Here is a 20,922-nt window from a genome sequence, read left to right on the forward strand (position 1 = left end):
GCGGTCAGCGGAGGTGCCGCAGCGCCGCCCCTGCGGCGAGGTAGCCGCCCATGCCGTGCACGCCCGCACCGGGCGGTGTCGCCGACGAGCACAGGTAGGTGCCCGGTACGCCGGTCGCGTACGGGTCCACGGCGAGGCGGGGCCGCGCGAGCAGCTGTCGGGCCGTGTTCGCGCCGGCGCTGATGTCGCCGCCGACGTAGTTCGGGTTGTGGGCCGCGAGCTCCATCGGGCCGCGGGAGGTGACCTGCAGGACCTGCTCGCGGAACCCCGGGGCGAACCGCTCGACCTGGTCCAGGATCGCTTCCGTGGCGTCGCCCGTGTAGGCGTGCGGGACGTGCGCGTAGGCGTAGACCGGGTTGGCTTCCGGGGTCGAGCGTGACGGGTCGACGAGGTACTGCTGGCCGAGCAGGACGAACGGCCGCTGCGGCATCCGGCCCGCCGTCGTCTCCGCCTCGGTCTGCACGATCTCCGCTGCGGAGCCGCCGAGGTGGACGGTGCCGGCACGGCGTACGTCGGGGTTGGTCCAGGGGATGTCCCCCTCCAGGGCGATGTCGACCTTGAACGCCGCCGGCCCGTAGCGGAAGCGCTGGTATGCGCGCCGGATGCGCGTGGGGAGGGCGGGGCCGAGGATCCGTGCGGCATCACGCGGGTTGGTGTCGAGCATGGTGATGGCGGGCGCGCCTCCGAGGAGGTCGGCGACGTGGTCGGTCGAGGTCACGTGCTGCCCGGTGACCACACGTCCGCCGTGTGCGGCGAGCTCGGCCAGCAGCGCGCGGGTGATCGCCTCCGTGCCGCCCTCGGCGACCGGCCACCCGACCGCGTGCGCCGAGGCGGCGAGCATCAGGCCGACGGATCCGCTGAACGGTGTGTCGAGCCGGCCGAACGAGTGCGCGGCGACGCCGGTGAAGAGCCCCTTCGCGGGCTCGTCGCGGAAGAGTCGTGCGAGCACGGTCGCCGGCAGCACCGCCCTCGTGCCGAACCGGCCCAGGGTGACCGGATGCCGGGGGAGGTGCGCGACCGGCTGGAGCACCTCGTCGATCAGGGGCTCGAAGTGCCGCAGCGAGGGGGCGAACAGGCGACGCCACCGCTCGGCGTCCACGCCGAGCGACCGGGCCGTCTCTGCCAGGTCGCGCGCCGCGAGCCCCGCGCGGCCGTCGTCGAGCGGGTGGGCGAGGTCGACCTCGGGCCAGAGCCAGCGCAGGCCGTGGCGCTCCAGGTCGAGTGACCGGAAGAAGGGGGACGCGACGCCCGTGGGGTGGAACGCGGCGCAGTCGTCGTGCAGCAGGCCCGGCAGCGTGCGCTCGCTGGTGAGCGTGCCACCGCCCGGGCGGTCGGCGGCCTCGACGACGGTGACCTCCAGGCCGGCGGTGGCGAGGCGGATCGCCGCAGCGAGGCCGTTGGGTCCGCTGCCGACGACGGCGGCGGTGGTCATCGCTGTTCACCTGCGGTCACGACGTCACGGTACGTCGTGCCGGGTGAGGCTCAGGCCTCGCGCGGACGGCGCTTCCAGGGGCCGAGCTCCGGCAGGCCACGGATCGCGACGAGGTCCTCGCCGGCGCCCCGGCCGACGAGCCACCACGCGAGCGCGCCTGCGGTGCCGGCGATGCCGTGGCCACCGGCCCCCACGCGGAACGTCTTGCCGATGTCCTGCGCGTGCAGCGTGGCGGCGAACTCCTCGCCGCGGTCCCAGGCCGCCTCCTCCACGAGGTACGCCGCGAAGGTCGCCGGCCAGTCGGCGGGGGAGTAGCCCGGTGCGAGGTCGGCCGCCAGGTCAGCGTGGTGGATCTCCACCTCGCGCCAGCGCAGCTCGACGACGTCGACGACGGAGAGCACGGGGCCGCCGGGCGTCCGCTCGACCGAGCCGACGGCCTTGAGCATGTTCAGCTCGCCGGCCATGCGCAGGCACTGCATCTGCGTGAAGGCCTGGAGCTGCTCGAGCGACGCAGCGGCGTACGCCTCGATGTCGGCGTCGCGTTGCTCGTCGCTGGCGTAGACCGGGGTGGGGGTGCCGGTGCGGAGGCCGCGCAGGGCGCCGGCGAAGCCGTGGGCGTTGAGGGCCACGTGGGCCACCACGTGCGCGCGGGTCCAGCCGGGCAGCACGGAGGGCTCGCGGAGCTGCTCCTCGGTGAGCCGGGCGACCGTCGACAGGTACCGCTGCGTGGCCTCGAGGACCGCGGTGATGGGGTTCTCGGCCGACGCCTGCTCGCTCATGGGGGCCAGTGTAGGATGGCGAACACTTGTTCGAACCGGCCCCCGAAGGGACCAGCGTTGGCCGACCAGCTCGTCATCCGTGGCGCACGCGAGCACAACCTCAAGGACGTGTCTCTCGACCTCCCGCGGGATGCGCTCATCGTCTTCACCGGCCTGTCCGGCTCCGGCAAGTCGAGCCTCGCGTTCGACACGATCTTCGCCGAGGGCCAGCGCCGCTACGTCGAGTCGCTCTCGGCGTACGCGCGCCAGTTCCTGGGGCAGATGGACAAGCCCGACGTCGACTTCATCGAGGGCCTCTCGCCCGCGGTCTCGATCGACCAGAAGTCCACCTCCAAGAACCCGCGCTCGACCGTCGGCACCATCACCGAGGTCTACGACTACCTGCGTCTGCTCTACGCGCGCGCCGGCCGCGCGCACTGCCCGACGTGTGGCGAGCCGATCGAGCGGCAGACGCCGCAGCAGATCGTCGACCGGATGATGCAGCTCGAGGAGGGCACACGCTTCCAGGTCCTCGCCCCGGTCGTCCGCGGCCGCAAGGGCGAGTACGCCGAGCTCTTCCGCTCGCTGCAGTCGCAGGGCTACTCCCGTGTCCGGGTCGACAGCGAGACCCACACGCTGGACAACCCTCCGACCCTCGACAAGAAGCTGAAGCACACGATCGAGGTCGTCGTCGACCGGCTCGCGGTCAAGGAGTCGGCCAAGCGCCGGCTGACCGACTCGGTCGAGACCGCGCTCAACCTGGCCGGCGGCCTGATCGTCTTCGACATGGTCGACACGGGCGAGGAGCTGAAGTTCTCGGAGCGGATGGCGTGCCCCAACGAGCACCCCATCGAGACCGACGACCTGGAGCCGCGGTCGTTCTCGTTCAACTCGCCCTTCGGTGCCTGTCCGGAGTGCCATGGCCTCGGCACCCGCATGGAGGTCGACCCCGAGCTGGTGATCGCCGACCCTGCCGCGACGCTGGCCGAGGGCGCGATCCAGGTGTGGACCGGCGCCCACGTGTCGGAGTACTTCCAGCGCCTGCTCGGTGCGCTCGGTGCGGAGATCGGCTTCGACCTCGACACCCCGTGGGAGAAGCTCTCCGCGAAGCACCAGCGCGTGATCATGGACGGCCACCCGTCGAAGGTCCACGTCCGCACCACCAACCGCTACGGCCGCGAGCGCAGCTACTTCGCGGCGTACGAAGGCGTCCGCCCGTACGTCGAGCGCAGGCACCGCGAGTCGGAGTCCGACACCGCCCGCGAGCGCTTCGAGGGCTTCATGCGCGAGGTCCCGTGCCTCGCCTGCCACGGCTCGCGCCTCAAGCCGGTCTCGATGGGTGTGACGCTGGGTGCGAAGGAGGCCGGTGGCAAGAACATCGCCGAGGTCTGCGCGCTCCCGATCAGCGACGCCGCGGAGTACCTGAACAACCTCGAGCTGAGCCAGCGCGAGCTGCAGATCGCGGAGCGCGTGCTCAAGGAGATCCAGGAGCGGCTGAGGTTCCTGCTCGACGTGGGCCTGGACTACCTGTCGCTCGACCGCCCCTCCGGCTCGCTCTCGGGCGGCGAGGCCCAGCGGATCCGGCTGGCCACGCAGATCGGCGCCGGGCTGGTCGGCGTCCTCTACGTGCTCGACGAGCCGTCGATCGGCCTGCACCAGCGCGACAACGAGCGGCTCATCGAGACGCTCCTGCGCCTGAAGAACCTCGGCAACACGCTCATCGTCGTCGAGCACGACGAGGACACGATCAAGACCGCCGACTGGGTGGTCGACATCGGCCCGGGCGCGGGTGAGCACGGCGGCCACGTCGTCCACTCGGGCACGGTCAAGGAGCTGCTGAAGAACAAGGAGTCGATGACCGGCGCCTACCTCGCAGGCCGCAAGGCGATCGAGGTGCCGCTCACGCGCCGTCCGCCGACCAAGGGCCGGTCGCTCGTCGTCCACGGGGCGAAGGAGCACAACCTCCAGGACGTGACGGTCGAGTTCCCGCTGGGCTGCTTCGTCTCCGTCACCGGTGTGTCCGGCTCGGGCAAGTCGACCCTGGTCAACGACATCCTCTACACCTCGCTGGCCAAGACCCTCTACAACGCGCGCACCGTCCCCGGCCGGCACCGGAAGATCACCGGCCTCGAGCACGTCGACAAGGTGATCCACGTCGACCAGTCGCCGATCGGCCGGACGCCACGCTCCAACCCCGCGACGTACACCGGTGTCTTCGACCACGTCCGCAAGCTCTTCGCGCAGACCCCCGAGGCGAAGATGCGCGGCTACCAGCAGGGCCGCTTCTCCTTCAACGTGAAGGGTGGCCGCTGCGAGGCGTGCTCCGGTGACGGCACGATCAAGATCGAGATGAACTTCCTGCCGGACGTCTACGTCCCGTGCGAGGTGTGCCACGGCGCCCGCTACAACCGCGAGACGCTCGAGGTGCACTACAAGGGCAAGACCATCGCCGACGTTCTCGACATGCCGATCGAGGAGGCTGCGGAGTTCTTCGCGGCCGTCCCGGCGATCGCGCGCCACATGAAGACGCTCTGCGAGGTCGGCCTCGGCTACGTGCGCCTGGGTCAGCCGGCGACGACGCTCTCCGGTGGCGAGGCGCAGCGCGTGAAGCTCGCCTCCGAGCTGCAGAAGCGCTCGACCGGCCGCACCGTCTACGTGCTCGACGAGCCGACGACGGGTCTGCACTTCGAGGACATCCGCAAGCTCCTCGGCGTGCTGCAGAGCCTGGTCGACAAGGGCAACACGGTGCTGACGATCGAGCACAACCTCGACGTCATCAAGACCGCGGACTGGCTGATCGACATGGGTCCCGAGGGCGGCTCGCGCGGCGGCACGGTGGTCGCCACGGGCACGCCCGAGGAGATCGCGGCCAACGGCGACAGCCACACGGGCCGGTTCCTCAAGCCGCTCCTCGGGTGACCGGGGATTCACGGCCTGCTTTCAGGTTGCGCGTCTAGGGTCGAGTGCATGAGCCAGGACGTGTACCCCCGACGGATCGTGTTCCAGGGCCTCGGCGCGCTCGGCGTCGCGGCCGCGCTCGCGGGCTGCGGCGGCGGCTCGTCCGACGCCGGCGGGGCCCCGTCCGCGGGGGCGGCCGGCCAGAAGCTCGCTGTCGCGGCCGACATCCCCGTCGGCGGCGGGATCGTCCTCCAGGACCGCCACATCGTGATCACCCAGCCCGCGAAGGGCGAGTTCAAGGCGTTCAGCTCGAAGTGCCTGCACCAGGGCTTCGACGTGAGCAAGGTGGAGGGCAACACCATCACCTGCACCATCCACGGGTCCACATACGACGCGACGACGGGCAAGGTGACCGGCCCGCCGGCGCCGGCCGGTGGGCAGCTCGCTTCCGTCGCGATCAAGGTCTCCGGCCCCGACATCGTCACGGCCTGACCGCACGGACCACGGGTCGACCGAAGCGGCGTGCCACGGGGTGGGAGTGGTCCGGCCCGAGTCTGTGCGCACTGGGGTCGTAGGGCTCCGGGTGCGGTTCTACGGTCGAGTCATGACCACCCTCACCCACTCGATCGACGCGCCCGACGAGACGCGTCCCTTCCAGGCGCACGGCCACCTCGACGTGGTCACGATCGACGACTTCACCCTGGGTCGCGCGGTTTTCGAGCCGGGCTGGAAGTGGTCGGAGGACGTCCGCCCCATCGCCGGCACCGACTCCTGCCAGACCGCCCACAAGGGGTTCTGCCTCTCCGGGCACATGACGGTCCGGATGGATGACGGCACCGAGCTGCACATGGGCCCCGGCGACGTCGTGACGATCGATCCCGGCCACGACGCGTGGGTCGAGGGCGACGAGGACTGCGTCTTCCTCGACACCGGGGTCGCGGCGTACGCGAAGCCGGCGTGAGGGATGCCTGCGTCCCTGGGCCTGCCAGAAGCTCCCTTGCGCCACCTCACCATCTGTTGAGCGATCTCGACGAATGGTGAGGTCGCGGGCGGGAGGGTGCGCCAGACTGCGGCCATGGCGAACCCGGCATTCTCGAAGACCCTGCCCCGTTGGTGGGCATGGATCGTCGCGCTCGCGGCCCTGTCAGCGGGTGGGGCCCTGATGACGCATTCCGACGAGTCGTCGACCTGGTTCGGTCTCGGCTTCCTCGTGGCAGCCGTCGGAGGAGTCGCATGGCAGATCCTGAACCGGAACGACCTGGCCGAGCGCCTTCTCCTGCTGGCCTGGCTGGCCGTGATCGGCGCGCTCGTGGCTGTGGTGCCCGGCGCGATCGGTGCCGACCAGCCGGTGCGCTTCGCGGCCTTCGGCGGTCTCGTCGCCGGGCTGGTCCTCGGTGAGCACTGGCTGCGCTACCGCGACGCCCGTCGTCGTACCACGGTTGGCGAGCCTGTCGGTGCAGCCGACTAGGGTTTCCATGTGCCCGACTCGCTGACGTATCGCCCCAAGCCGGGGGAGATCCCGACCCAGCCGGGGGTGTACCGCTTCCGCGACACCAACCGCCGCGTGATCTACGTCGGCAAGGCGAAGAACCTGCGCGCCAGGCTCTCCAACTACTTCCAGCCGATCCACAGCCTGCACCCGCGGACGGCGACGATGGTCACCACCGCGGCGAGCGTGGAGTGGACCGTCGTCGGCACCGAGGTCGAGGCGCTGCAGCTGGAGTACTCCTGGATCAAGGAGTTCGACCCGCGGTTCAACGTGAAGTACCGCGACGACAAGTCGTACCCCTGGCTCGCGGTGACGCTCGACGAGGAGTTCCCGCGGGTGCAGGTGATGCGGGGAGCGAAGAAGAAGGGCACGCGCTACTTCGGCCCCTACAGCCACGCGTGGGCGATCCGCGAGACCGTCGACCTGCTGCTCCGCGTCTTCCCGATGCGCAGCTGCAGCCAGGGTGTCTTCAAGCGGGCCGAGCAGACCGGCCGTCCCTGCCTCCTCGGCTACATCGACAAGTGCTCGGCGCCCTGCGTCGGCCGCGTGAGCGCCGAGGAGCACCGCGGGATCGCCCGCGACTTCTGTGACTTCATGGCGGGCAACACCGCGACCTTCGTGCGCAAGCTCGAGCGCGAGATGTACGCCGCCAGCGAGGAGATGGAGTTCGAGAGGGCCGCCCGCCTCCGTGACGACGTGGGTGCCCTGCGCACCGCGCTGGAGAAGCAGGCGGTCGTACTCGGCGACGGCACCGACGCCGACGTGATCGCGCTGGCCGAGGACCCCCTCGAGGTCGCCGTGCAGGTCTTCCACGTCCGCGGCGGCCGGATCCGGGGTCAGCGCGGGTGGGTCGCCGACCGGGTCGAGGAGGGCGAGACCCCCGAGCTCGTCGAGCACTTCCTGGTCCAGCTGTACGGCGGCGAGGAGGGCGACGGCGTACCCCGGGAGATCCTGGTGCCCGCACTGCCGCCGGAGGCCGGCGTCCTCGAGGACCTTCTCTCCGAACGCCGCGGCAGCCGCGTGCAGATCCGTGTGCCGCAGCGGGGCGACAAGAAGACGCTCCAGGAGACCGTCGCCCGCAATGCCGCGCAGTCCCTCGCGCTGCACAAGACCAAGCGTGCGAGCGACCTCACCACGCGCAACCGGGCGCTGGCGGAGATCCAGGAGGCCCTCGGACTGGCCGAGGTGCCGCTGCGCATCGAGTGCTTCGACATCTCCAACCTCCAGGGCACCGAGGTTGTCGCCAGCATGGTGGTCTTCGAGGACGGCCTCGCGCGCAAGTCCGACTACCGCCGGTTCGTGATCAGGTCCGTCGAGGGCCAGAACGACGTCGCCTCGATGCACGAGGTGATCACACGGCGGTTCCGGCGCCTGCTCGATGAGCGGGGCGACGCGGTGGAGGACGGTCCGCTGCTGGTCGACCCCGAGACCGGCCGCCCGCGCCGCTTCGCCTACACACCCGGCCTCGTCGTCGTCGACGGTGGACCACCGCAGGTCGCTGCCGCGGTCGACGCGCTGACCGGCCTCGGCCTCGCCGACGAGATCCCGGTCGTGGGCCTGGCCAAGCGCCTGGAGGAGGTGTGGCTGCCGGACGACGAGGACCCGGTCATCTTCGCGCGCAGCTCCGAGGGGCTCTACCTGCTGCAGCGGATCCGCGACGAGGCCCACCGTTTCGCGATCACGCACCACCGCAACCGGCGCAGCAAGTCGATGGTCGAGAGCGTGCTCGACGACGTTCCCGGGCTCGGAGAGGTCCGCCGCAAGGTGCTGATGAAGCACTTCGGGTCCCTGAAGAAGCTGCGGGCCGCGACGGTCGAGGAGATCGCCGTCGTCCCGGGCATCGGCCCCCGCACGGCCGAGGCGATCGCCACCGCCGTCGCGGCGTCCAGGCCTGCGGCGCCCGCCGTCAACATGACCACCGGCGAGATCACCGAGTCCTGACCAGGAGAGACATGACGTTCGACCCGCTCGCACCCGAGCTCCCGCCCCAGAACGACGTCGAGCAGCTGCTGGACGACGACGCACCCCTCGAGCAGGTCGCTGCCGCCCTGCTCGAGGCGCACCTCGGCATGCCCGGCCAGGAGGACGCCTCCGGCGCCTTCTCGCCCGAGATGAGGGAGTTCGGCGACGGGCCGGCGGTGCTGGCGTTCACCCACCCCGGCCGGCTCGACCGCTGGCTCGCCGCTGCGACGGCGGCGGGGGAGCGGCCGGAGGGCAAGCTGGTGGCGCACGCGGCCTCGGGCCGGGACCTGCTCGGCCACCTCGTCGCCGAAGGGCTTCCCCTCGCGCTCAACGCCGCCAACGGCAACGCCCGCACCCTGACGGTGGCGGACATGCAGGCGGCGCTGGCGGCCGGCGAGTAACGTCCACGCCTGACTGAGGAGGAAGCACATGCACCCACCCGAGGACGGTGTCGCCTCGCACCGTGGCGAGCTGGTGGTCGTGACCGGCATGACCGGCGCGGGCCGCAGCACGGCGGCGAAGGAGCTCGAGGACCTCGGCTTCTACGTCGTCGACAACCTCCCCCCGACCCTGCTGCGCGACGTCGTGCGGCTGGTCGACGAGACGCGCGGCTACGAGCAGCCGATCGCGGTCGTCGTCGACGTCCGCTCGGGCTCCTTCTTCGAGACGCTGCAGGCCAACCTCGCGCAGGGCGCGACGGGCCGGCGTACCACCCTGCTCTTCCTCGAGGCCACCGACGACGTGCTGGTTCGCCGCCAGGAGGCTGCCCGGCGCCCCCACCCGCTGCAGGCCGGCGGACGTCTTCTCGACGGGCTGCACCGCGAGCGGCAGGCGCTTGCGGACCTGCGCAGCGACGCCGATGTGGTGATCGACACCAGCAATCTGAACGTGCACCAGCTGACCGCGCGCGTGGCGGAGGCCTTCGGTGCGCCCGACAACCTGCGGCTCAAGATCACCTGCACCAGCTTCGGCTTCAAGTACGGCATCCCGGTCGACGCCGACCTGGTCGCGGACATGCGCTTCCTGCCCAATCCGCACTGGATCCCCGAGCTCCGACCGATGACGGGTCGCGACGAGGCCGTCGCGACCTACGTCACGGAGCGCCCGGGTGCGCAGGACTTCCTCGCGCAGTACGTCCCCGTCATCCAGACCGTCGCGGAGGGCTACCTCCGCGAGGGCAAGCGGTTCGCGACGATCGCGATCGGCTGCACCGGCGGCAAGCACCGCAGCGTGGCGATGACCGAGGAGCTGGCGCGGCGCCTCCGTGAGCTCGGCTTCGACGCCACCGCCACGCACCGGGACCTGGGGCGCGAGTGACTCCTGAGCTCGCGGCCGGCCTGACCGGCCGGCCGATCCTTCCCGATGCCGTCGTCGCCCTGGGCGGCGGCCATGGGCTGTCCGCCTCGCTGGCTGCCCTGCGCCGCGTCGTCGACGACCTGACCGCGGTCGTGACCGTCGCCGACAACGGCGGCTCGTCCGGCCGCCTGCGTGAGGAGTTCGGGGTGCTGCCGCCGGGCGACCTGCGGATGGCGCTCGCGGCCCTGTGCGGCGACGACGAGTGGGGCCAGACCTGGGCCAAGGTGCTGCAGCACCGCTTCGCCGGTGACGGCCAGATGCAGGGGCACAGCCTCGGGAACCTGCTGATCGTGGCGCTGTGGGAGCAGCTCGGCGAGCACGTCGACGGGCTCGACTGGGTCGGCCGCCTGCTGGATGCCCGCGGGCGCGTCCTGCCGATGACCCTCGCCGGCGTCGACCTCTGCGCCGAGGTGGTCGGCCACGACCCCGCGCGGCCCGACGTGCGCTCCGTCGTACGCGGCCAGGTGCAGGTGGCGACCACGCCCGGCCGGATCGTCAGCGTCAGCCTCGATCCCGCCACCGCCCCCGCGTGTCCCGAGGCGGTGGGAGCCGTGACGACCGCCGACTGGGTGGTGCTCGGACCGGGCTCCTGGTACTCCTCGGTGATCCCGCACCTGCTGGTCCCGGAGCTGCGGGAGGCACTCGTCGAGACCGAGGCGAAGGTCGTCGTCGTGCTCAACCTGGGGGAGCAGAAGGGCGAGACCGACGGCTACGCCCCGGAGGACCACGTCGCGGCGCTGCTGGAGCATGCACCGGGACTCCGGATCCACACCGTGCTGGCCGACGTGGGCAGTGTGCCGGACCCGCTGGCCCTCGAGGGTGCCGTGCGCAGCCTCGGCGCGGAGCTGGTGCTCGCCGACGTGGCCGTGCCCGGCAGCACGACCCAGCACGACCCGGTCAGGCTCGCGGATGCCTATGCCCGGATCTTCGCCGGTGTGGAATCATTCGCGCCATGGCGATGACGGCACAGGTGAAGTCCGAACTGGCCAGCAGCGTGGTCACGAAGACGTGTTGCCGCAAGGCGGAGGTGTCGACGATGCTCCGGTTCGCCGGTGGCATCCACATCGTCTCCGGCCGCATCGTCGTCGAGGCCGAGCTCGACACGGGCGGTGCCGCACGCCGGCTGCGCAAGGACATCGCGGAGATGTTCGGCCACAACGCCGAGGTCGCGGTCGTCCAGGGCGCCGGCATCCGCCGGGGGAGCCGTTACGTCCTGCGCGTCGTGCGCGACGGCGAGCAGCTCGCCCGTCAGACCGGTCTCCTCGACCAGCGCGGCCGTCCTGTCCGAGGCCTGCCGCCACAGGTGGTCTCCGGCGGTGCGTGCGACGCCGTCGCGGCGTGGCGCGGTGCGTTCCTGGCCCACGGCTCGCTGACCGAGCCCGGTCGCTCCTCCTCGCTCGAGGTGACCTGCCCCGGTCCGGAGGCGGCGCTCGCCCTCGTGGGTGTCGCACGCCGGCTCGGCATCCAGGCGAAGGCCCGTGAGGTGCGCGGCGTCGACCGCGTCGTGATCCGTGACGGCGACGCCATCGGCGAGCTGCTCACCCGCCTCGGTGCCCACGAGACCCTGATGGCCTGGGAGGAGCGCCGCATGCGCCGGGAGGTGCGTGCGACTGCCAACCGCCTGGCCAACTTCGACGACGCGAACCTCCGGCGTTCGGCCCGCGCCGCCGTGGCCGCCGGTGCGCGCGTGGAGCGCGCCCTCGAGATCCTCGGCGCCGACGTCCCCGACCACCTCAAGCTCGCCGGCCACCTGCGCCTCGAGCACAAGCAGGCCTCGCTCGAGGAGCTGGGCCAGCTCCACGACCCGGTGCTCACCAAGGACGCGATCGCCGGCCGCATCCGCCGACTGCTGGCCATGGCCGACAAGCAGGCGAAGGACCTCGGCATCCCCGACACCGAGGCGTCGCTGACGCCGGAGATGCTCGCCGAGGGCGACTGAGCGTCACCGTGCGTCCGTGACCCCGGAGCGGGCTCCGGGGTGTCGCTACTGTGGACGTCAGGCGTGATCCACACCACATCACGCTGCTGACTCGGCAACTCCCCACAAGGAGCACACAGTGACGGTTCGCGTAGGCATCAACGGATTCGGCCGGATCGGCCGCAACTTCTTCCGTGCGGTCCATGCCCTGGATCCGGCCGGAGAGCAGATCCGCGTGGTCGCGGTCAACGACCTCAGTGACAAGGCCGTGCTCGCGCACCTGCTGCAGTACGACACGGTCCTCGGTCGCCTCGACGTCGACGTCAAGGCGACGGCTGACTCGATCGTGGTGGGCGACCAGGAGGTCCACGCCTTCGCGGAGCGGGATCCCGCAGCGCTGCGGTGGGCGGACTTCGACGTGGACGTCGTCATCGAGTCGACCGGCTTCTTCACGGACGCGGCGAGGGCACGAGCACACATCACCGGCGGCGGTGCGAGGAAGGTGGTCATCTCGGCCCCGGCGAGCAACGAGGACGTCACGGTCGTGATGGGGGTCAACCACACCGACTACGACCCGACTGCCCACGACGTGATCTCCAACGCCTCGTGCACCACGAACTGCCTGGCGCCGATGGCGAAGGTGCTGCACGCGGGCGTCGGCATCAAGCAGGGCCTGATGACGACCGTGCACTCCTACACGGCCGACCAGAACCTCCAGGACAACATCCACAGCGACCTGCGTCGGGCCCGGGCAGCCGCGCTCAACCTGGTGCCCACGAGCACCGGTGCTGCCAAGGCGATCGGGAAGGTTCTGCCCGAGCTCAACGGCCGCCTCGACGGCTTCGCGGTCCGCGTGCCCACGCCGACCGGCTCGCTCACCGACCTCACCTTCGAGGCGGAGCGCGACACCACGGTCGAGGAGGTCAACGCGCTGGTGCGCGAGGCGGCGCAGACACCGGAGCTGGCGCCGTACCTGACGTACTCGGAGGCGCCGATCGTGTCGAGCGACATCGTCACCGATCCGGCGTCCTGCATCTTCGATGCGCCGCTGACGAAGGTCATCGGACGCCAGGTGAAGGTGGTGGGCTGGTACGACAACGAGTGGGGCTACTCCAACCGCCTTGCCGACCTGGTGCGGTTCATCGGCGCTACTCTCTGATGCGTGACTGGCAACCAGACCCTCTCCGCCCTGGGCGACGTGCGTGGCAAGCGCGTCCTCGTCCGTTCCGACCTGAACGTCCCGCTGGACGGCTCGACCATCACCGATGACGGCCGGATCCGGGCCAGCGTGCCGACGATCCAGGCACTGGCCGAGGCCGGCGCGCGCGTGGTCGTGACCGCCCACCTGGGCCGTCCGAAGGGCGAGCCCGAGGCGCGCTACTCCCTGGCGCCGGTCGCCGCCCGCCTGGGTGAGCTGCTCGGTCAGGACGTGGCGTTCGCGACCGACACCGTGGGTGAGAGTGCGCAGGCGGTCGTCGCGAGCCTGGGCGACGGCCAGGTGGCGCTCCTGGAGAACGTCCGGTTCAACGCCGGCGAGACCTCGAAGGACGACGCCGAGCGCGGTGCGTTCGCCGACCAGCTCGCCTCGCTCGCCGACGCCTTCGTCTCCGACGGCTTCGGTGTCGTGCACCGCAAGCAGGCCTCGGTGTACGACGTGGCGCAGCGCCTCCCGCACGCGATGGGCAACCTGGTGGCTGCCGAGATCGACGTGCTCAAGCGGCTCACCGAGACCCCCGAGCGCCCCTACGCGGTCGTGCTGGGTGGCTCGAAGGTCTCCGACAAGCTCGGCGTCATCGACAACCTGCTCGGCAAGGCCGACAAGCTGCTGATCGGTGGCGGCATGGTCTTCACCTTCCTCAAGGCCCAGGGTCACGAGGTCGGCAAGTCGCTGCTGGAGGAGGACCAGATCCCGACCTGCCTGGACTACCTGGCCCGCGCCAAGGAGACCGGCGTCGAGATCATCCTGCCCACCGACATCGTCGTGGCCGACGCGTTCGGTGACGAGGCCTCGGCCCGCGTGGTCGCGGCCGACGCGATCCCGGCCGAGTCGCTGGGCCTCGACATCGGTCCGGAGTCGGGCAAGGCGTTCGGGGCTGCGCTGGCGGACGCGAAGACGGTGTTCTGGAACGGTCCGATGGGTGTCTTCGAGCAGGCTGCTTTCGCCGAGGGCACGCGTGCGGTCGCGCAGGCGCTCACGGAGACCGACGGCCTGTCGGTGGTCGGCGGCGGTGACTCCGCTGCTGCGGTGCGCACGCTGGGGTTCGACGAGGCGGCGTTCGGCCACATCTCGACCGGTGGCGGTGCGTCGCTGGAGTACCTCGAGGGCAAGACCCTCCCCGGCATCGACGTCCTCGGCGGCTGACATGGCACGTGCGCCCCGCGTCCCGCTGATGGCGGGCAACTGGAAGATGAACCTCAACCACCAGGAGGCCGTCGTCCTGGTGCAGAAGCTCGCCGTCACGCTGTCGGACAAGAAGCACGACTTCGCGAAGGTCGAGGTCGCGGTGATCCCGCCGTTCACCGACATCCGCTCGGTGCAGTCCGTCGTCACCGGTGACCGCCTGGGCATCAAGTACGGCGCGCAGGACGTCTCCGTCCACGAGTCCGGCGCCTACACCGGCGAGATCTCCGCGGGCATGCTGGCCAAGCTCGGCTGCACGTTCGTCGTCGTGGGCCACTCGGAGCGTCGCGACTACCACGCCGAGACCGACGAGGTCGTCAACGCCAAGGCGAAGGCGACGATCAAGGCCGGCATGACGCCGATCGTGTGCGTCGGCGAGGGCCTGGACGTACGCAAGGCGGGGGAGCAGGTGGGTCACTGCCTCGCTCAGGTCGACGGTTCGCTGGCCGGGCTCACCGCCGAGCAGGTCGGTGCCCTCGTCATCGCCTACGAGCCGGTCTGGGCGATCGGTACGGGTGAGGTCGCCACACCCGAGGACGCCCAGGAGGTCTGCCACGCGATCCGCGAGCGGGTGCGGGAGGTCCACGGGGACGCCGCGGCCGACGCCGTCCGGGTCCTCTACGGCGGCTCCGTGAAGGCAGCCAACATCGCCGGCATCATGGCCAAGGCCGACGTCGACGGTGCGCTCGTGGGCGGTGCCAGCCTGCAGGCGGACGAGTTCGGCGGAATCTGCCGTTTCTACGACATGCCGGTGCTCTGAGCCGGGGCGCGGTTCCCGACCAGACGTGAAGTAGAGTTCCGCATCGTGACCCTGCTCCTGACCATCCTGCTCGTCGCCACCAGCTTCCTGCTCGTCATCCTCGTGCTGCTGCACAAGGGGCGCGGTGGAGGCCTCTCCGACATGTTCGGTGGTGGTGTCTCGAGCACCCTCGGCGGCTCGTCCGTCGCGGAGCGCAACCTCGACCGTCTGACGGTCGGCCTGGGTCTCATCTGGGCCGCGTGCATCGTCGCGCTGGGCCTGCTCTACGCCTACGGCGCTTGATTCAGTAGCTCTTAGAAGGAGAACGACGAAGTTGGCTGGAGCTGGAAACGCCATCCGGGGTAGCCGGGTCGGCGCCGGTCCGATGGGCGAGGCGGAGCGCGGCGAAGCCGCCCCGCGGCAGAGTGTCACCTACTTCTGCTCGAAGGAGCACCGCTCTGTGGTGACCTTCGCGGCCGAGGCCGTGGCGCCCGAGTCGTGGGACTGCCCGCGCTGTGGTCTCCCTGCCGGTCTCGATGCGGAGAACGCGCCGCCGGCCGTGAAGATCGAGCCGTACAAGACGCACCTGGCCTACGTGAAGGAGCGACGCTCCGAGGACGAGGCGAAGGACATCCTCGAGGAGGCGCTGCAGCTCCTCCGTTCGCGCCGCAAGTCGGGCGACATCATCTTCTGACGGACACCTCCGTCGTACGCCGAAGGCCGTCCTGCTCCTGAGCAGGGCGGCCTTCGTGCGTATGTCATGGAGTGTCCAGGAGGACCGGTTCAGGTGTGGTGTCGCCGATCTGCACGGCGCGAGGCCACGTCCACGCGGCACGCAGGATGAACGCCAGGAGCATCAGCTCGAGTGCGATGGAGAGGCCGTAGAACCAGGTCCACGCCTCCCCGAGCCCGTTGAACGCTGTCACCGGCACGTAGAGCGACGCCACCACGAGGGTGACGATGCGCGTCGCACGCGCGGGCAGGGCCACCGAGAGCGCGATCATCACGGCCGGGATGGAGACGAGCACGAGGAAGGCCACCAGCAGCGGCTGGCTGACGTCGAAATGCCAGACGACGCCGGCACGGAGGTCGTCGACGAAGCCGGGCTTGTAGAGCGCGAAGTAGTCGACGTAGATGTAGAGGAACATGAAGCTCGTCCAGGCGGTCGCGAGCTTCGCCCGGATCGGAACCGGGGGATCCTGCAGGGTTGTCACGGTGTTCACGGCGTCTCCATGTGATCGTCGGGTTGGCTGTCCGGTCTCAGGCTCGCCCCGGTGGATCTCCCGCGTCCTCCGGGAGCTCCCGGACCAGTCCCCGGGATTCGTCCGGATCTGCCGATGTCCGGGCACAGTGCTGGGCCCCGGCTACCTGCTGCTCCGGGCTGGGAAGACACGACTGCGTCGCGGTGTGTGGGCCCTCGTTATGCATCAGATGGCCAAGAGCGGCTCTCGGACATTGGCGCGGTTCCTCTAAATGCAGAACCGCCCCTCAACCGGTCGGGTTCAGGGGCGGTTCCGTCACGTCTCAGGGGTTGAGGACGATGCTGGTGCCGGGGCCAGCGTTGTCGGTGACTCGCTGCTCGACGTTGCTGGAGTAGTACTCGGCCTTGACGTATGGCGTGTACCTGACGCCCTTCGGGAAGCAGGACCTGGCGAACTTCACGGTGGCGGTGTTTGCCGAGTAGTCACGGACCGTGGTGGCCTCACACTTGACGTATCCGTTGACGCTGACGCGGGTGTAGGTGTTGCCGGGAGTGTTATTGACCCACACGCGCGGAGTCTGGTTGGCATTCCAGGTGAACCCCGTCATGCGGTAGTCGGAGCGGAGGTCACGGACCTTGTAGCGGAACGCGACCTTGCCGTCGCTGGTGTGCCAGTAGTCGACACGAGTCAGGTCTGCGGCGGCCTTCTGGTTGGACGACGGACTGCCCTTGGCGGTCGTGGTGTCGTAGGTTCGGTCGGTCATGTACCCGCTGGCGGCCTCAGCGCCAGTCGCGGTCATCGTCACCAGCGCCATGGCCATCGCGATGGCTGCGAACGTCTTCGTCATCTGGGTTTCCTCCGATTGGGTAACGCGGGCTTCCGAGCTGCCGAGCGCAGTCGGGACGGTACCGAGCGGCGCGCCCGGCTGGCCCTCCGTCTCGTAGACGGCCTGCTAGTCGGTGGATGACGCGGGTTGGCTGAATGTGCTCATGAGAGTGGCGCTGCCTGCGGCGGACGGGATGGTCGTGTTCCACTCCGCGTTCAGCTCGGCACAGCATGCCTGCTCATGCCGCGTTGAGTTCGGCATAGCGCGCCCGCTCATGCCGCATTGACGCAGGTTAGGTGGCCGATGCCATGTAGGCCGCGAGCACGTAGTTCGCATGACGATCGAGGTTCTTGCGGGCCCGGTCGTACCGCATCGTGGTGCGTGGATCGGCGTGCCTTGCGGCAATCTGCACGTCCCGCAGGTCCACTCCGGCGTCCAGCATCGTCGTGACGAAGGTGTGGCGGAGCATGTGCGGATGCATCCGTGGCGTCGAGACACCTGCACCCCGTGCCAGGGCACGCAAGCGCCGGGTCGCGCAGGCGCGGTCCATGCGATTCCCGGTTCGGCTTCGCAGGATTGGACCTCCGGTTCTGTCACTCACAGCACGCTCAATCGCCCGACCAACCGCCGGCGGCAACGGGACTACGGCGACCCTGTCGCCCTTTCCCAGAACGCGCAGCACACGGTGTCCGTGGATCTCCTCGAGCGCCTCGATGTTGGCGTTCACCGCCTCCGAGATACGCAACCCGAGCAGTCCCAGCATCGCGACCAGGGCGAAGTCGTTCGGGTTCGCAGACTCCTTACCGGCGACGAGCATGCCTTCGAATTGAAGATGGTTCAGGCCGAGCGTCGGCGACTCGGTTGAGACCCTCGGGCGCCGCACATACTCGGCTGGTGAGCGCTCGAGAACGCCATCGATGACACAGGTTCGATAGAAGCCACTGAGGACGGAGAGGCGTCGTGAGACGGTAGACGGCTTGTAGCGGGCCACCTCCTGCATCCAGCGGAGGAAGAGCTCGACGTGCGGCCGACATGCGGCAAGGGGCTCAAGGCCCTGGCGACTGCACCACTCCAAGTAACAGCGGAGGTCCGACTCTGTGTGAGTCCGGGATTGGCCCTTGAACCGGGCGAGGTACGCCGCAATGGCGATGCGAAGCGTTGCGCTGGAGAAGTCGCCAGGCTCGACGAGTTGAGCGGAGTTCATCTCTCCACTGCGCACTCAAGGAAAATTGCGCGTCAACGCGGCAGATCCGGCCACAACCCGTCTGTCAATTGATGGGCGTGACCTCAAGCCGGGTGATCTTGAAACCACGCAGCTTGTCAGTGTCATCCGGTGCGACCTCGCAGGTGAAGTCGACCGCACGGGTGCCCTCTCCGACGGTGACCGACCTACCTGTAACGCGGTAGCGCCCGTCCTTCAGGGCCTCGACCTCGACGTTCTCGGTGCTGGGCAAGGAGTCTTGGGGGAATCCGGCCTTCTCGGCTACCGGCAAGGAGCACTTCGCCGCGGCCACCCGCGAACGATTCGGTTCGTCCGCTCCACAAGCGGCCGCACCGAGGGCAGCGAGCGTGATCGCACATGCTGTAGCGCGTCGAGCAATCCTGTTCATGTCTGCATCGTGCACCAAGCGATGTCCGCGCATGGGCAGGAGCGAGCTAGTTGCGGCATGAGCGGGCGCATCAACGAGCGCGAAGCGTGACCCGGTCGCCCGTTCGCTGGTGTCCCGATCGCCAGCCTTCGGAGTAGTTGAGATCGACGCTCCGAACCTCCACGCGCCCGGGCCGATGCGGTGTCACCTCTAGGAGAAGCTGGGTGAGGTGGTCTGCCTTGGCGTTCAACGTGGCGTCGTGAATCGGCTGGATGTCGCAGGTCTCGCTCGCGGTTGCTTCGCCGGCACTTCCGATGAGGCTGTTTGAGGTCGTCTTGATGCGGCAGGCAACAACCCGGACCTCCGCCGCTGCGGTGTTCACCGTGATCTCGGGCCTCGCGTCATGGAGCGTGACCGTCGGCCGGTCGTCCCAACCCTGTGTGAGGGAGAAGTAGAAGGGTTCGCCGACCTTGCCCAAACGCATGTCTTGCTGCAGGCCCATCGGATAGTCGTCGAACGTCTTCGGGTGCCTCCACGTCCATCCAACCGCGGTAGCAATCGCGATCAGGACGAGAACAATGGCGATCCGCGCGAGCCGTGCCCAGGACGTCATACCCAGACCGTCCCACGGGAAGGAGGAGCGTGTACGGCGAGCGGTCGAATTGCATCGCATCGCGGCATGTCCGACCGGTTTCGATCGGGCTTGTCACGTTCGGCCGGGTCACCGGACATCTCTGGGGTGTAGACCAACTCCGGAAGGAAGTCCCATGACCAACGAAGAGATCTCCGTCGTCGAGCAGAGCAGCCCTACGTTCGATCGAACGCGACTCGCAGCCGCCTCGCAGGAATTGGCTCGCCAGATCGCCGTGTCGACCCCCGTGCGACGTCCTCGGCGGCGTCTCGCCGTCGGCATCGCGGCAGCGGCCATCGTCGCGGTCCCCACCGCCGCTGCCGCCACTGGTTTGCTCGACGGCCTCCGCTCCGGCATCTTTGGCCAGCCGGACAAGAACTCCGAGGACGCGGGCACATCCGAATGGATCAACATCTGCGCGCCGGGCTACCCCGCCCTGATCCGCGAGCACAAGCCGGACGGACCTCTCCCGGCGGGGTTCACCTGGGCTCGCGCGACGCAGAAGCAGATCTCGCAGGCAGCGGCCAACCCCGAATGCCAGCCAGGCGGACACGGCGCCCAGCAGCAAGAGATCGGAATCGTCGGCTGGTTCGACATGTACGCCACCTGCGCTTGGTACTCCGAAGCGGCAACCGCGGCCGATGCAGGTGACGCCAAGCGAGTCACGCGCGCGGGCCACGAACTGAAGACACTCGCCAACTCCGAGGTGAACCGCATCACCGACGGCGGCGGTCTTGTCGAATTCAAGAACCGGATTGCAGACGATGTCCTCGCTGGGGACGTTGCCAAGGCCCGTGACTGGGCCCAGAACTGCGAGCTGATCAAGTGACCCCGCAGGAGCGATTCGAGCACCTGGCCGGAACGATCGGAGCTGATGTGCTCGCCTACCTCGCCCGGCGGGTCACCCCACGCGAGGACGCCGCCGATGTCTATCAGCAGGTCCTCACAATCACCTGGCGGAAACTGCGCGTCGTGCCGACCGATGACCGAGAGGCACTTGCGTGGATGCTCGGGGTCGCGCGGCGTTGCCTTGCAAACCACCGGAGGGCGGGAACTCGACGCATGGCGCTGGCAGAGCGCCTCCGTACTGAACTCGCCGTCTCCTACACCGAACCCGACGCCGCCACCGCCCAGCGGGCGGACGAGCTGCTGCGCAGCGTGAGCGACGAGGACCGCGAGCTGCTAACCCTGGTGCACTGGGAGGGGCTGACGATCGCAGAGGCTGGAGCCGTCCTCGGAGTCTCTCCATCCGCAGCACGGAAGCGGGTAGAGCGCGTCCGGAGAGCCCTGTTGACTCCAGCAGCTGTATGACCGGCTACCCGGCGGGCGCTGAGTCGTCGCACGCGGCCCCGCCGGGAGCCGGTGTCATTTCGCCTGAACCGCACTAGTCGCGGCATGTGCGTGCGGATTAGATCGGCGGCTGACAGTCTCGGCGCATGAGGTACTTCAAGCGTCGGTGGGAGGAGTCGCGGGGCGACGCCGACGACGCCTGGGGGCCAAGCTGGTGGTACTTCGAGGTTGACCACGACGGCTACCCGTTGCGGCAGGTCGAGGTCTACGACCGGGGACCGACCAAGCGGTACTCGCTCGACGAGCCTGAGGATGCCGACGGACGTCTCGGCACGGTCCGCCTAGACGATGGCGAGGACTGGACCGTGTGGCGCATTGGCGCCGATGACTTCGAGCGAGTTTGGGCCGACGACTGACGTATTCGCGGCAGA

General features: G+C 69.6%; 24 protein-coding genes. 17 read left to right on the forward strand and 7 right to left on the reverse strand.

Annotation, left to right across the window (positions count from 1 at the left end):
* Nucleotides 1-4 precede the first annotated feature (4 nt).
* On the reverse strand, nt 5-1,432 hold the full coding sequence (locus Q5722_RS14255; RefSeq protein WP_305028926.1) for a phytoene desaturase family protein: 1,428 nt from the start codon (nt 1,430-1,432) through the stop codon (nt 5-7).
* 50 nt (nt 1,433-1,482) lie between these two features.
* The gene (locus Q5722_RS14260; RefSeq protein WP_305028927.1) at nt 1,483-2,211 is read right to left on the reverse strand and encodes a DinB family protein; all 729 of its coding nucleotides are present in this window, start codon (nt 2,209-2,211) and stop codon (nt 1,483-1,485) included.
* Nucleotides 2,212-2,268: 57 nt separating this feature from the next.
* On the opposite strand from Q5722_RS14260, the gene uvrA reads away from it, so the two are divergent.
* The 14 genes from uvrA (at nt 2,269) to Q5722_RS14330 (ending at nt 15,647) form a co-directional block, all read left to right on the forward strand.
* Nucleotides 2,269-5,109, forward strand: coding sequence for an excinuclease ABC subunit UvrA (gene uvrA, locus Q5722_RS14265; protein ID WP_305028928.1), 2,841 nt, complete (start codon nt 2,269-2,271; stop codon nt 5,107-5,109).
* A 48-nt stretch (nt 5,110-5,157) separates the two neighbouring features.
* Nucleotides 5,158-5,580 carry a Rieske (2Fe-2S) protein gene (locus tag Q5722_RS14270; RefSeq protein ID WP_305028929.1) on the forward strand — a complete coding sequence of 141 codons (423 nt, stop codon included), beginning with the start codon at nt 5,158-5,160 and terminating at the stop codon, nt 5,578-5,580.
* A 112-nt stretch (nt 5,581-5,692) separates the two neighbouring features.
* Nucleotides 5,693-6,049, forward strand: a complete 357-nt coding sequence (locus Q5722_RS14275) for a cupin domain-containing protein (RefSeq protein WP_305028930.1) — start codon at nt 5,693-5,695, stop codon at nt 6,047-6,049.
* A 114-nt stretch (nt 6,050-6,163) separates the two neighbouring features.
* Nucleotides 6,164-6,556 carry a hypothetical protein gene (locus Q5722_RS14280; protein ID WP_305028931.1) on the forward strand — a complete coding sequence of 131 codons (393 nt, stop codon included), beginning with the start codon at nt 6,164-6,166 and terminating at the stop codon, nt 6,554-6,556.
* 9 nt (nt 6,557-6,565) lie between these two features.
* On the forward strand, nt 6,566-8,518 hold the full coding sequence (gene uvrC / locus Q5722_RS14285) for an excinuclease ABC subunit UvrC (RefSeq protein WP_305028932.1): 1,953 nt from the start codon (nt 6,566-6,568) through the stop codon (nt 8,516-8,518).
* A gap of 11 nt (nt 8,519-8,529) precedes the next feature.
* Nucleotides 8,530-8,940, forward strand: coding sequence for a hypothetical protein (locus Q5722_RS14290; protein WP_305028933.1), 411 nt, complete (start codon nt 8,530-8,532; stop codon nt 8,938-8,940).
* 28 nt (nt 8,941-8,968) lie between these two features.
* On the forward strand, nt 8,969-9,856 hold the full coding sequence (gene rapZ / locus Q5722_RS14295) for an RNase adapter RapZ (protein ID WP_305028934.1): 888 nt from the start codon (nt 8,969-8,971) through the stop codon (nt 9,854-9,856).
* The gene (locus Q5722_RS14300; RefSeq protein ID WP_305028935.1) at nt 9,853-10,857 is read left to right on the forward strand and encodes a gluconeogenesis factor YvcK family protein; all 1,005 of its coding nucleotides are present in this window, start codon (nt 9,853-9,855) and stop codon (nt 10,855-10,857) included. Before rapZ ends, Q5722_RS14300 begins: the two co-directional genes overlap by 4 nt.
* Nucleotides 10,848-11,834 carry a DNA-binding protein WhiA gene (whiA, locus tag Q5722_RS14305; RefSeq protein WP_305028936.1) on the forward strand — a complete coding sequence of 329 codons (987 nt, stop codon included), beginning with the start codon at nt 10,848-10,850 and terminating at the stop codon, nt 11,832-11,834. The genes Q5722_RS14300 and whiA overlap by 10 nt, the downstream gene beginning before the upstream one ends.
* Before the next feature lie 118 nt (nt 11,835-11,952).
* Complete coding sequence (gene gap, locus Q5722_RS14310) at nt 11,953-12,972, forward strand: type I glyceraldehyde-3-phosphate dehydrogenase (protein ID WP_305028937.1); 1,020 nt, start codon at nt 11,953-11,955, stop codon at nt 12,970-12,972.
* Between the two features lie 3 nt (nt 12,973-12,975).
* Complete coding sequence (locus Q5722_RS14315) at nt 12,976-14,175, forward strand: phosphoglycerate kinase (RefSeq protein ID WP_305028938.1); 1,200 nt, start codon at nt 12,976-12,978, stop codon at nt 14,173-14,175.
* Between the two features lies 1 nt (nt 14,176).
* A complete protein-coding gene (tpiA, locus tag Q5722_RS14320; protein WP_305028939.1) occupies nt 14,177-14,974 on the forward strand; it encodes a triose-phosphate isomerase in 798 nt (265 codons plus the stop codon).
* Nucleotides 14,975-15,019: 45 nt separating this feature from the next.
* Nucleotides 15,020-15,256, forward strand: coding sequence for a preprotein translocase subunit SecG (gene secG, locus Q5722_RS14325; RefSeq protein WP_305028940.1), 237 nt, complete (start codon nt 15,020-15,022; stop codon nt 15,254-15,256).
* A 31-nt stretch (nt 15,257-15,287) separates the two neighbouring features.
* Complete coding sequence (locus tag Q5722_RS14330) at nt 15,288-15,647, forward strand: RNA polymerase-binding protein RbpA (protein WP_305028941.1); 360 nt, start codon at nt 15,288-15,290, stop codon at nt 15,645-15,647.
* A 64-nt stretch (nt 15,648-15,711) separates the two neighbouring features.
* On the opposite strand, the gene Q5722_RS14335 is transcribed toward Q5722_RS14330, so the two are convergent.
* From Q5722_RS14335 to Q5722_RS14355, 5 genes are all read right to left on the reverse strand, one after another.
* On the reverse strand, nt 15,712-16,176 hold the full coding sequence (locus Q5722_RS14335; protein ID WP_305028942.1) for a DUF6326 family protein: 465 nt from the start codon (nt 16,174-16,176) through the stop codon (nt 15,712-15,714).
* Nucleotides 16,177-16,477: 301 nt separating this feature from the next.
* Entirely contained in the window at nt 16,478-17,002 is a 525-nt protein-coding gene (locus tag Q5722_RS14340; protein WP_305028943.1) for a hypothetical protein, read from the reverse strand.
* A 271-nt stretch (nt 17,003-17,273) separates the two neighbouring features.
* Nucleotides 17,274-17,972, reverse strand: a complete 699-nt coding sequence (locus tag Q5722_RS14345) for a tyrosine-type recombinase/integrase (RefSeq protein WP_305028944.1) — start codon at nt 17,970-17,972, stop codon at nt 17,274-17,276.
* 277 nt (nt 17,973-18,249) lie between these two features.
* Nucleotides 18,250-18,591 (reverse strand): hypothetical protein, encoded by a 342-nt coding sequence (locus Q5722_RS14350; protein ID WP_305028945.1) that lies wholly within the window; start codon nt 18,589-18,591, stop codon nt 18,250-18,252.
* Nucleotides 18,592-18,661: 70 nt separating this feature from the next.
* Nucleotides 18,662-19,183, reverse strand: coding sequence for a hypothetical protein (locus Q5722_RS14355; protein WP_305028946.1), 522 nt, complete (start codon nt 19,181-19,183; stop codon nt 18,662-18,664).
* A 154-nt stretch (nt 19,184-19,337) separates the two neighbouring features.
* Between Q5722_RS14355 and Q5722_RS14360 the strand changes: the two genes are divergently transcribed.
* The 3 genes from Q5722_RS14360 (at nt 19,338) to Q5722_RS14370 (ending at nt 20,907) form a co-directional block, all read left to right on the forward strand.
* On the forward strand, nt 19,338-20,030 hold the full coding sequence (locus Q5722_RS14360; protein ID WP_305028947.1) for a hypothetical protein: 693 nt from the start codon (nt 19,338-19,340) through the stop codon (nt 20,028-20,030).
* Entirely contained in the window at nt 20,027-20,512 is a 486-nt protein-coding gene (locus Q5722_RS14365; protein ID WP_305028948.1) for an RNA polymerase sigma factor, read from the forward strand. Before Q5722_RS14360 ends, Q5722_RS14365 begins: the two co-directional genes overlap by 4 nt.
* Before the next feature lie 125 nt (nt 20,513-20,637).
* A complete protein-coding gene (locus tag Q5722_RS14370; RefSeq protein WP_305028949.1) occupies nt 20,638-20,907 on the forward strand; it encodes a hypothetical protein in 270 nt (89 codons plus the stop codon).
* Nucleotides 20,908-20,922 lie beyond the last annotated feature (15 nt).

It is taken from the genome of Nocardioides jiangxiensis, from assembly GCF_030580915.1.
Taxonomy (GTDB): domain Bacteria; phylum Actinomycetota; class Actinomycetes; order Propionibacteriales; family Nocardioidaceae; genus Nocardioides; species Nocardioides jiangxiensis.

What these genes read in the sequence shown, in the direction of transcription:
- Q5722_RS14255 (WP_305028926.1), bottom strand. Translation starts at nt 1,432, where the DNA reads ATGACCACCGCCGCCGTCGTCGGCAGCGGACCCAACGGCCTCGCTGCG.
- Q5722_RS14260 (WP_305028927.1), bottom strand. Translation starts at nt 2,211, where the DNA reads ATGAGCGAGCAGGCGTCGGCCGAGAACCCCATCACCGCGGTCCTCGAG.
- Q5722_RS14270 (WP_305028929.1), top strand. Translation starts at nt 5,158, where the DNA reads ATGAGCCAGGACGTGTACCCCCGACGGATCGTGTTCCAGGGCCTCGGC.
- Q5722_RS14275 (WP_305028930.1), top strand. Translation starts at nt 5,693, where the DNA reads ATGACCACCCTCACCCACTCGATCGACGCGCCCGACGAGACGCGTCCC.
- Q5722_RS14280 (WP_305028931.1), top strand. Translation starts at nt 6,164, where the DNA reads ATGGCGAACCCGGCATTCTCGAAGACCCTGCCCCGTTGGTGGGCATGG.
- Q5722_RS14290 (WP_305028933.1), top strand. Translation starts at nt 8,530, where the DNA reads ATGACGTTCGACCCGCTCGCACCCGAGCTCCCGCCCCAGAACGACGTC.
- rapZ (WP_305028934.1), top strand. Translation starts at nt 8,969, where the DNA reads ATGCACCCACCCGAGGACGGTGTCGCCTCGCACCGTGGCGAGCTGGTG.
- whiA (WP_305028936.1), top strand. Translation starts at nt 10,848, where the DNA reads ATGGCGATGACGGCACAGGTGAAGTCCGAACTGGCCAGCAGCGTGGTC.
- tpiA (WP_305028939.1), top strand. Translation starts at nt 14,177, where the DNA reads ATGGCACGTGCGCCCCGCGTCCCGCTGATGGCGGGCAACTGGAAGATG.
- Q5722_RS14340 (WP_305028943.1), bottom strand. Translation starts at nt 17,002, where the DNA reads ATGACGAAGACGTTCGCAGCCATCGCGATGGCCATGGCGCTGGTGACG.
- Q5722_RS14350 (WP_305028945.1), bottom strand. Translation starts at nt 18,591, where the DNA reads ATGAACAGGATTGCTCGACGCGCTACAGCATGTGCGATCACGCTCGCT.
- Q5722_RS14355 (WP_305028946.1), bottom strand. Translation starts at nt 19,183, where the DNA reads ATGACGTCCTGGGCACGGCTCGCGCGGATCGCCATTGTTCTCGTCCTG.
- Q5722_RS14360 (WP_305028947.1), top strand. Translation starts at nt 19,338, where the DNA reads ATGACCAACGAAGAGATCTCCGTCGTCGAGCAGAGCAGCCCTACGTTC.
- Q5722_RS14370 (WP_305028949.1), top strand. Translation starts at nt 20,638, where the DNA reads ATGAGGTACTTCAAGCGTCGGTGGGAGGAGTCGCGGGGCGACGCCGAC.